This is a genomic window from Streptomyces antioxidans (assembly GCF_000968685.2).
Taxonomy (GTDB): Bacteria; Actinomycetota; Actinomycetes; order Streptomycetales; family Streptomycetaceae; genus Streptomyces; species Streptomyces antioxidans.
Window position 1 is genome coordinate 1 of record NZ_LAKD02000262.1, and the last position, 324, is coordinate 324.

The following is a 324-nucleotide window of genomic DNA, read 5'->3' on the forward strand; positions in this document are numbered from 1 at the left end:
GCCGCTCACCGCCAGGCCACTCCACCGGCTCGGTCAACAGCCTCACCGCACCACTCCCCCAGTCCACATGCGGACTCGGCTCATCAATATGCAACGACGCAGGCAACACCCCATGACGCATCGCCTGCACCATCTTGATCACACCCGCCACACCCGCCGCCGCCTGCGTATGCCCGATGTTCGACTTGATCGAACCCAACAACAACGGCCGCCCAACCAGACGTTCCTCACCGTAAGTCGCCAACAACGCCTGCGCCTCAATCGGATCCCCCAGCGTCGTACCCGTACCGTGCGCCTCCACCGCATCGACATCCAAGGGCGACA

The 324-nt window shown here is 63.9% G+C and carries 1 protein-coding gene; it reads right to left on the reverse strand.

Features of this window, described 5'->3' with window-relative positions; genetic code table 11:
* On the reverse strand, window positions 1-324 hold a 324-nt coding region (locus tag VT50_RS38070; protein ID WP_143645417.1), incomplete at both ends, for a hypothetical protein.